At 54.0% G+C, this 8656-nt stretch carries 8 protein-coding genes; 3 read left to right on the top strand and 5 right to left on the bottom strand.

Annotation, left to right across the window (positions count from 1 at the left end):
* Positions 1 to 177: 177 nt before the first annotated feature.
* Positions 178 to 462, bottom strand: a complete 285-nt coding sequence (locus QMZ65_RS18060; protein ID WP_034826266.1) for a DUF1435 domain-containing protein — start codon at positions 460 to 462, stop codon at positions 178 to 180.
* Positions 463 to 691: 229 nt separating this feature from the next.
* Between QMZ65_RS18060 and QMZ65_RS18055 the strand changes: the two genes are divergently transcribed.
* From QMZ65_RS18055 to QMZ65_RS18045, 3 genes are all read left to right on the top strand, one after another.
* Positions 692 to 1786 carry a GGDEF domain-containing protein gene (locus QMZ65_RS18055; protein WP_160833972.1) on the top strand — a complete coding sequence of 365 codons (1095 nt, stop codon included), beginning with the start codon at positions 692 to 694 and terminating at the stop codon, positions 1784 to 1786.
* A gap of 149 nt (positions 1787 to 1935) precedes the next feature.
* Positions 1936 to 2730, top strand: coding sequence for a siderophore-iron reductase FhuF (gene fhuF, locus QMZ65_RS18050; protein WP_160833971.1), 795 nt, complete (start codon positions 1936 to 1938; stop codon positions 2728 to 2730).
* Between the two features lie 95 nt (positions 2731 to 2825).
* On the top strand, positions 2826 to 3290 hold the full coding sequence (locus QMZ65_RS18045) for a YbaK/EbsC family protein (RefSeq protein WP_034826269.1): 465 nt from the start codon (positions 2826 to 2828) through the stop codon (positions 3288 to 3290).
* Here the strand turns inward: QMZ65_RS18045 and QMZ65_RS18040 are convergent.
* From QMZ65_RS18040 to QMZ65_RS18025, 4 genes are all read right to left on the bottom strand, one after another.
* On the bottom strand, positions 3287 to 4540 hold the full coding sequence (locus QMZ65_RS18040) for an MFS transporter (protein WP_182057222.1): 1254 nt from the start codon (positions 4538 to 4540) through the stop codon (positions 3287 to 3289). The two genes, QMZ65_RS18045 and QMZ65_RS18040, sit on opposite strands and share 4 nt — an antisense overlap.
* Positions 4541 to 4793: 253 nt before the next feature.
* Positions 4794 to 5777 (bottom strand): nucleoside hydrolase, encoded by a 984-nt coding sequence (locus QMZ65_RS18035; protein WP_160833970.1) that lies wholly within the window; start codon positions 5775 to 5777, stop codon positions 4794 to 4796.
* 12 nt (positions 5778 to 5789) lie between these two features.
* The gene (locus QMZ65_RS18030) at positions 5790 to 6812 is read right to left on the bottom strand and encodes a LacI family DNA-binding transcriptional regulator (RefSeq protein ID WP_058959396.1); all 1023 of its coding nucleotides are present in this window, start codon (positions 6810 to 6812) and stop codon (positions 5790 to 5792) included.
* Between the two features lie 77 nt (positions 6813 to 6889).
* Positions 6890 to 8284 carry an MFS transporter gene (locus tag QMZ65_RS18025; RefSeq protein ID WP_166935919.1) on the bottom strand — a complete coding sequence of 465 codons (1395 nt, stop codon included), beginning with the start codon at positions 8282 to 8284 and terminating at the stop codon, positions 6890 to 6892.
* Between the last annotated feature and the right edge of the window lie 372 nt (positions 8285 to 8656).

The following is an 8656-nucleotide window of genomic DNA, read 5'->3' as shown; positions in this document are numbered from 1 at the left end:
CGGAATTGGTAGACGCGCTAGCTTCAGGTGTTAGTGTTCTTACGGACGTGAGGGTTCAAGTCCCTCCCTTCGCACCACGTTGTCTTACTTTCCTGGCAGTCAATTCCCAATGTTGAATTAAACCAAAAAAATCACGCGCTAAGCGTGTTTTGTCGTTTCTGCCGTTCGAAAACGGCATCAAATAATGTGGAAGTTCACCGTAACGGCCGCAGCGCCCCCGGCCAATGCCAGGCAAGAAGGCAGCAGCAGATAGTGACGCAGACGATGATGGAACAGCATCACTACCGTCAGCAACAGTGCCACAATCATCACCACGCGCCACTGGCTGAAACTCGGCTCCCACAGCGCAAAAATCGGTAAAGCCGCACAGGGCAACAAGACTCCCCAACCACTGTCTAGCCGCTTACCCATCATCCAGCTCACGCCCCATAAGCCGCAGGCAGCCATCATCGCCATGATCATCGCGCAACCCTCAAATGATAAATATTCGTATTATCATATGACAATATTTCTCATCTTGCAGCGAATTTTTTATCGCGGGATGCGTTGGATGACAGATTTACTGGAAAATGCTAAATTGCCGCCGATAACTATTTCGATAACACGTCAATAACGTGCTCACTATCCGATTTGCGGGAGTATTTCCCACGGGTAGCGCTTTGATATTTCAGGGCTGTAAAGAGTAATAATAATGAAATTACAATCTTATGATGAGTTGAAACACAGCAAATATCGGCTTTCGCTGATGCTCTTTTTGTTTTTAAATGTCGCCGTTTCGCTTTTTTGCCTGTTACCTTTTTTAGGCATAGATAGCCCGGTAAGCTCGCTGCCGGTAGGGATCGTCGCGGCTTTCAGCCTGACATTACTGACCGTTTGTCTGATGATGCCAAAACGGAAATTACCGCTATTAAATCCTGTTGCCATGATATTAGGTGCGCTCTGGGCATGGCACATTAACCACAGGTATCATCAGGTTTTTTATTTTGATGGCAGCTTTTTAATAATCAGCTTGTTAAGCGTATTTTTTGTCAGTGCCATTGCGCTCAGTGATTATTTGATCGCATTTTGTTTACACATTACGCCCCCCGTATTAACCGTATTGTTATTAGATGATGGTCAGCATTTAATGATGATCATTTTTACGATCACGCTGCCGTTGATTGGTTTCTCGCTGCATCATTTAATGCGCCGCCGCTTTGATACTTTTACCCGACGACTGGTTAGCCAGCTATATGAGGAAAAAGAGAGTTTTAGCGATTTGAGTATGCTGGATCCGCTCACTGGTTTGTATAACCGCCGTGGCCTGAAAAATCGCCTCGACACCATCCTGGAAAACCACGCGGGCAGTCATTACGTACTGCTGCTGGATATTGACCACTTCAAAGCCTACAACGACAACTACGGTCATGCGATGGGCGATCAGGCGCTGGCGCGGGTATCGGTTGCCATTCGTGATGCGGTGCGTTCACGCGATGTGGTAACACGTTATGGCGGTGAAGAGTTTCTGGTGCTGATGACCAACGTTAATGCCTCGATTGCGATGAAGCTGGCGGAGCGCATTCGTCAGTACGTAGTGGACCTCGAAATCCCGCATCGCTTTAATGAAAAGGTCTCTACTCATGTCACCATCAGTGCCGGGATCGCGCCTATTTTTGGCGATGAGTTTGACCAGGCGGTGGCAAATGCTGACCGCGCATTATACGTCGCGAAAAATCAGGGGCGTAACACCATACTCGCCTGGGAAGATTTGCCGAGGCTGACGCAAGTCAGTAATGACCTGATGTAACCGGTAGATGAGCGAAGCCATTTATCACGGAGCGGCATCGGATCCTGATAAGTGGCGCCATCCCCCTTCTTCGCTTGATGACATCTTGTTCGCATTGACAGTAACGATTATCATTTGTCTCACGATTCCCGTTATCACTCAGGACCGGCATGACCATCATTACGCGTCAGGATCATCGCTTTAGCGACCATCCTCTGATCTTTATGCAGAGCGACCGCAGCTTAGCGAGCGCACTGGAAGATCTGATGCGCGAGCAACGAAGCTACATGCTGGATAACGTCAAACTCGGCCAGGCCGCTCCCGTAGGGACCTTGACGCTGGCCGAGTGGTCCACTCCGCTGCACTATCGTCGCCTGACACAGCGCTATAGCGATTATCTCTATCGCAATCACCCTGATGTGCAACAGGAAGCCAAACCGCTGCAGTCACTTTGGGCACAATGGTATTTTGGCTTGCTGTTGCCCCCGCTGATGCTGATGTTGCTGCAGGAGCCGCGGGCATTGAAGTGCGCACCCCATCTGATTCATGTGGAATTTCATAAAAACGGCCATCCCTGTGCTTTCTGGATTGATGTGCAAGAAGATGAAGAGGCGCGTTACCTGAGTGCACAGCAGCGCATTGACCGCCTGATTCAGCAATGCCTGATCCCGGCTGTCAACGGCATGACGCAGCACGGTGATATCAACGCCAAACTCATCTGGAACAACATGGGTTATTCGTTTTACTGGTTCCTAGGTGAACTGAAAGGCCAGTTATCCGCGCCCGTCATCACTCAGCTGGAACAGGCATTGTTCTTCACCCAGACGCTGCTGGATGGCAGCGACAATCCGCTTTATCGCACCATGATCCCGCGTCATGGCGAGATGGAACGTCGCAGTTGCTGCCAGCGCTATCGCATTCCGGACGTGGAACGCTGTGGTAACTGCACGTTAAAAGTGGTTTAACCGGCGCGCATTCTGTTACAGATTCTCTTTTTATCCCGTTTACACTTTTCCCCCCTTATGGCAGCTTTTAGGCTCTGTTTTTACCGGAGAAAAAAATGAGCCTGGAGTCGGTACGGCACTTCTTTGCCGAACATGCACCGGATATCGACATCATCGAGATGCCGGAAAGCACCGCCACGGTAGAACTGGCCGCACGCGTCCATGGCGTGATGCCGGGGCAAATCGCCAAAACCCTGTCGTTGAAAGTGAAGGATGCCATTGTGCTGATCGTCACGCGCGGTGATGCCCGCCTCGACAACCGCAAGCTGAAAGCCGCACTCGGCGCTAAGGCCCGCATGTTGAGTGTGGATGAGGTGGTGAACTGGACCGGACATCCGGTAGGCGGCGTCTGCCCCTTTGGACTGGAAAATCCGCTGACCGTTTATTGTGATGTGACCCTGCGCGGTTTTGATGAAGTGCTGCCCGCGGCAGGTTCGATTCACAGTGCAGTGCGCATTTCGCCGCAGCGCATGGCTGAGCTGACTGCGGCGAAATGGGTCGATGTCTGCGAGGCGCTTTAACGCTGTTCGCGCGCCACGGCACCGGATATTTCAATACCCCGCGTCTCTCGCCCAAAGGCGACAAACACGCAAATCAGCACCGCCACCGTACCGGCAACGATCGCCATCCCCAGGCCGTAGTTGCCGCCGTGAGCCTCGGCAATGCGTGACTGCAAGGTCGCATTGACCGAGGCAATCAGATTACCCAACTGATAAACAAAGCCCGGCAGTACCGCACGTGCATTCGCAGGCACCAGTTCGGTAAGATAGGTCGGCACTACGCCCCACGCGCCCTGCACCATAAACTGCATCAGGAACGCGCCGATGCCAATCATCCAGGATCCGCTGGAAAACGCCCACAGCGGCAACACCGGCAGCGCAAGGAAGGAGGCAAGGATAATCGCTTTCTTACGGCCAATGCGTTCTGACAGCGCACCAAAAGTAATCCCGCCCAGCATCGCCGCAATGTTGTAGCTGATGGCGATGATGCTCACGGTGTGCGGATCAAACTGATGCTGCACTTTCAGGAAAGTCGGATAGAGATCCTGGGTGCCATGGCTAAAGAAGTTAAAGCACGCCATCAGCAGCACCATGTAGATGCAGATTTTCCAGTGCTGACGAATAATCGGCAGCAGCGCCGTGCTCTCTTTACGCTCGCGTGCAGCCAGCCAGACCGGGGATTCCGGCACTTTAAAATAGATAAACGGCAGCAGCAGAATCGGCAATGCGCCAATCAGGAACATGCCGCGCCAGCCTACCGACTCGAAAAACAGTCCGAAAATGATCGATGCCAGCAAGTAGCCACAAGGGTAGCCCGCCTGGAAGATGCCGGACATCAGCCCACGCGAGCGATCCGGAATGGTTTCCATTGCCAGTGACGATGCCACGCCCCAGATGCCGCCCATCGCCACGCCGTAAATCACGCGGAAGGCGAGGAAGGCGGTGAAGTTCGGTGACCATGCAGAGAGCAGCTCAAACAGTGAGAACATCACGATATTGAGCATCAGAATCGGGCGGCGGCCATACTTCTCAGCCAGACGGCCAAAAATCAGCGCGCCAATTGGTCGAACCGCCAGCGTGAGCATAATGGCAACAGAAACATCGGAGACACTGGTGTTGAAATACTGGGCAAGATCGCTGAGTACAAACACCAGGATAAAGAAGTCGAACGCATCCAGCGTCCAGCTGGCGAAACTGGCAAACGCCACGTTTCGCTGGGTCGCAGTCCAGTTGAACATAGGGGTATCCTGTCTGATTAGCTTCCGGTTCATTGACCAGAATTTATTGGAACGTTATCCGGCGAATGATTTCGCTGGTTATTATTGTGTTAACTATTTGTATATAGCATGTCAGAAAGGGGGGCTGCGGCGGGGAATTGTCAGGGAGTGATTCGCGGTGTAAGGAAGCGTGTCATCGAGTGAAACATTGCACCGCCGTACAGCAGTGCCATCTGAAAGGGCAAATTCCTGGCGGTATGGCAGGAAGACGGGTGCGGCTCAGTGTGCCGCACCCATCTATGGGCATTCAGCGCTGCAGTTGATTAAACGCCTTCTCAATCATCTCCAGCAGCAACGGATTGTTGACGTTCTGCATCACGTGCACCAATGCCCCGGTCTGCTCCGGCACGCCAATGTCCAGGCGCAGTGGCGACCGATACCGCCAGCTCTTGCCGCGCGTTGCGCCGGCACGTAACTCAATATCGACAAAGTAATCCACCCCATCCGCCACGCGCTGATTGAGTAGCCAGGCAATCACCAGCGCGTCGTGGATCCAGCAGCCCGGCAGATGGCGAGTGCGAATCGAGTAGTCAATCCACGGGCGCAGCGTCTCGCGGACAAATTGTGGCAATGGGTGGTTGTTGGTCGTCAGACGATTAAGATCCTGATGGGTCATCAATGTTTGTGTGGTGGCATCCATTGGCACCAGCGTGATGGCTGCTCCGCTGTGCAGCACCTGATGCGCCGCTTCGGGATCCAGACCAAAGTTGGTGTCTTTGATGTAATCATCTAAAGCGAACACACCGCCCATAATCACAATTTCTGCCACGGATTCAGCCATCTGTGGATAACGCTGCAACGCCTGCGCCACATTAGTCAGAGGACCGATCGCCACCAGAGTAAATTCGCCGGGATTATCGCAAATCAGCTGGCCCATTACGCCTGCGGCATCATTGCCATCTGCCGCGAGCAACTGCGGCTTACGCACGCCCCGCCACAGTTCAGCGAGGTTCGCATCCTTGACGCCATCGAGGCGTGCGCGCCAGGGGGCGGGGTCTTCGCGGAGTGCCTGTAACGCGCCCTGCACTACGGGAATATTCAGCCCTAATCGCTGGAGTAAATCTTTGGCAACCTGCGCCCCTACCGCACTCGGCGTATTGCCAGTGACGGTGGTAATCAGTTCAACCGACAGCGAAGGTGATGCCAACGCCAGTGCCAGCGCCAGGCCGTCATCGGTGTTCGCCCCTGCAATTCCATTTCCCGGATCACAATCAATAATCAGTCTTTTCATAATGTTATAAGTTTATTTTTGTTGAGTAAGCAGGCAGCCACAGGACTCACCGATTTCAAGATAGTGAGGGAACTCTGCCAGTTGGGCTTCGCCATCCCCATTTTTCAGCATGGCGATAGCGCTGCGTGCCATTTCCCGCAGCGGTTGACGTACGGTCGTCAATGTCGGGACATGGAACGCGGATTGATCGGTGCCGTTAAAGCACACCAGGGCGACATCCTGCGGCACGCGCAAACCGTGTTCAGAGAGCGCACGGATACAGCCAATCGCCTGGCCCTCATTGCTGGTAAACAGCGCGCGCGGCACCTGTCCGCTGGCAATCATACGTTTTGTGGCGTCATAACCGCCTTGTCGCGAGTAGCTGGCAGGGAAAATCAGGGCTTCATCTGCCTGCAGGCCTTTCTCTGCCATGGCATCGCGCCAGCCCTGAATACGATCCTGGGCATTCAACATCTCCAGCGGACCGCTGATCATGCCAACTTGTTGATAACCGTGGCTGAGCAGATGTTCAGTCACCTGACGCGAGGCCTCGCGCTCATTGACCCGCAACATGCTCACGCCAGGACGGGGGGCAACGCGATCCAGCATCACCAGCGGTGTACCACTGGCCTGAATCACATCAATGTATGGGTGGCGATCGACACTGGTATAAAACAGGCCATCCACCTGACGATTCAGCAAGCCCTGAATCAGTTCCAGCTCACGCTTGCGATCATCTCCGGCATCCCCCAGCAGCATCACGTGGCCGTGATCCAGCGACTCCTGCAGCAGCATATGCGCCATCGAAGCCACGAAGGGGTTGCTGATATTTGGCACTACCAGGCCAAAGGTTTTGGTGCTGCCGGATGCCAATGCTCGCGCCACCGCATTCGGTCGATAGCCCGTCTGTTTAATTGCTTCCAGCACCCGCAACCGCGTGGCTTCCGCCACCGGGCGCGGTCCGTTGTTAATCACGTAGCTCACCACTGCCACTGAGGTGCCGGCGGCTTTCGCCACATCGCTACGTGTTACATTTCCGCCTGGGGATTTCGCCAATGCTCTTGCCTCTGCATGAATGCCATTGGCCGGAATAACCGGCCAATGGCACTGTTTCACTTACAGCGTGTTGCGCGTCAGATCGCATCTTCCGGTAGATTCAGATCGCGCCCACGCGTTTCCGGTGCCACAAACGTGGTCAGAAAACCGATGGTCGCCATCGCCGAGAAGTACACGGCAATCGCCCACCAGTGTCCGGTGAACGATAACAGCGCCGCAGCCACCAAAGGTGCTGTCCCTCCAGAAAGGATAGACCCCAGCTCTTTTGCCACCGCCATCTTGGTGTAACGGTGTTTGACACCAAACATTTCCACACCCCACGCGGCCTGCACCCCAAAAATACCGAGCGAGGCCAGCGCCATGCCTACGACCATCACCGGGATCACAATCGCCGGGTCACGGCTGTCCATCAGGCTGAATGCCGGCCAGGCGTAAATCATCAGCAGCAGACAGAAACCACGGTAGGTGATACGGCGGCCAAAGCGGTCAGACATCCAACCGGCAAACGGAATAATCAGGAAACCCAACAGCGAGGCAATAAACACCGCCGTCGTTGGCACCGACTTATCGAGCATTAACACTTTCGCGACATAACCGACGATAAAGCCCTGCGCCAGATAGGAAGGACCGTTTTCGCCGATACGTAAGCCGACCATCGTCCAGAACGCACGGCTGCGCTGCCAGAAACTGCGGGTATCAACCTCGGCGGCGGCATGCTGCAATGTGGCGCTACGCTCTGCCTGCAGTTGCGCCTGCTGGCGCTCAAACACCGGGGTTTCACGCAGATGGCGACGCAGCCATAACGCGACCACGGCAATCAGCACGCTACTGAGGAACGGAATACGCCATCCCCAATCCAGCAAGGTTTGTTTATCCATCTGAATCACCGCCAGCCACACCAGCGAAGCGATCAGCGTGCCACTATTCGAGCCGAGGGCAATCACGGAAGAGACCAGACCGCGACGCGCAACCGGGGCATATTCGCCCAGCATCACGGTGCCACCAGACAGTTCCGCACCGGCGCCCAACCCTTGGGTAAAGCGCAACAGCACCAGACAAGCGGGTGCCCAGACGCCGATCGTGGCGTAAGAAGGGATGAGACCAATCAAGGTTGTCGATGCGCCCATCAGGATGATGGTGGCGATCATCACGGTCTTGCGACCTTTGCGGTCACCGATCCAGCCAAACAGCAGCGCACCAATTGGACGTGCAATAAACCCGACGGACCAGGTGGCAAAACTGGAGAGCAGCGCCATAGCGGGTGTGGCATTGGGGAAAAACACATCGCCAAAGATGATGCCTGCTGCCAGGCCATAGAGTGCGAAATCCGCATACTCCATTGCCGTGCCGAGCCAGCAAGAGAAGGTGGCGCGCCAGAAATCTTTGCGGCCAGAAGAGGTTTCCAGCCGCATGTCAGCAGCTGAAGAGGTGCTCAGTGAAGTTTGTTGCGAAACGGACTGATGTACCGTCATGACCTTTTCCCTGAAATAGGTGAAAACAGCAAACGCCCTTCCGTGGGACGGTTCCCTTGCAACAAGCGGAACTCCCCGGTGAAGACGTTCAGTAGGCAAACCTGGATGAAAGTCAAAAGAACTCCCTGGTGTTGGAATTCACTCATTCGCCTGTTCTCGTCGATGTTTTTTTCATCGATCGCATTAATAAGGCAAATGTAACCACGTCATCTCAAGGCCAACTTTGTCTCTGGCACCGTGAGTTATCACTGTGGACACAGTCTATCTACGCGCGTAGATAAATCAAGTGATAAAAGTGAAAATAATTAATTTATCTTCACTATAGCTCGGGATTAGAAAGCAAAAATGGCGTTAATTCATAACATTACAGCT

The sequence above is a fragment of the Pantoea sp. EABMAA-21 genome (assembly GCF_030053335.1).
GTDB lineage: Bacteria > Pseudomonadota > Gammaproteobacteria > Enterobacterales > Enterobacteriaceae > Pantoea > Pantoea communis.
This window is presented reverse-complemented; position numbering and strand designations above follow the sequence as displayed.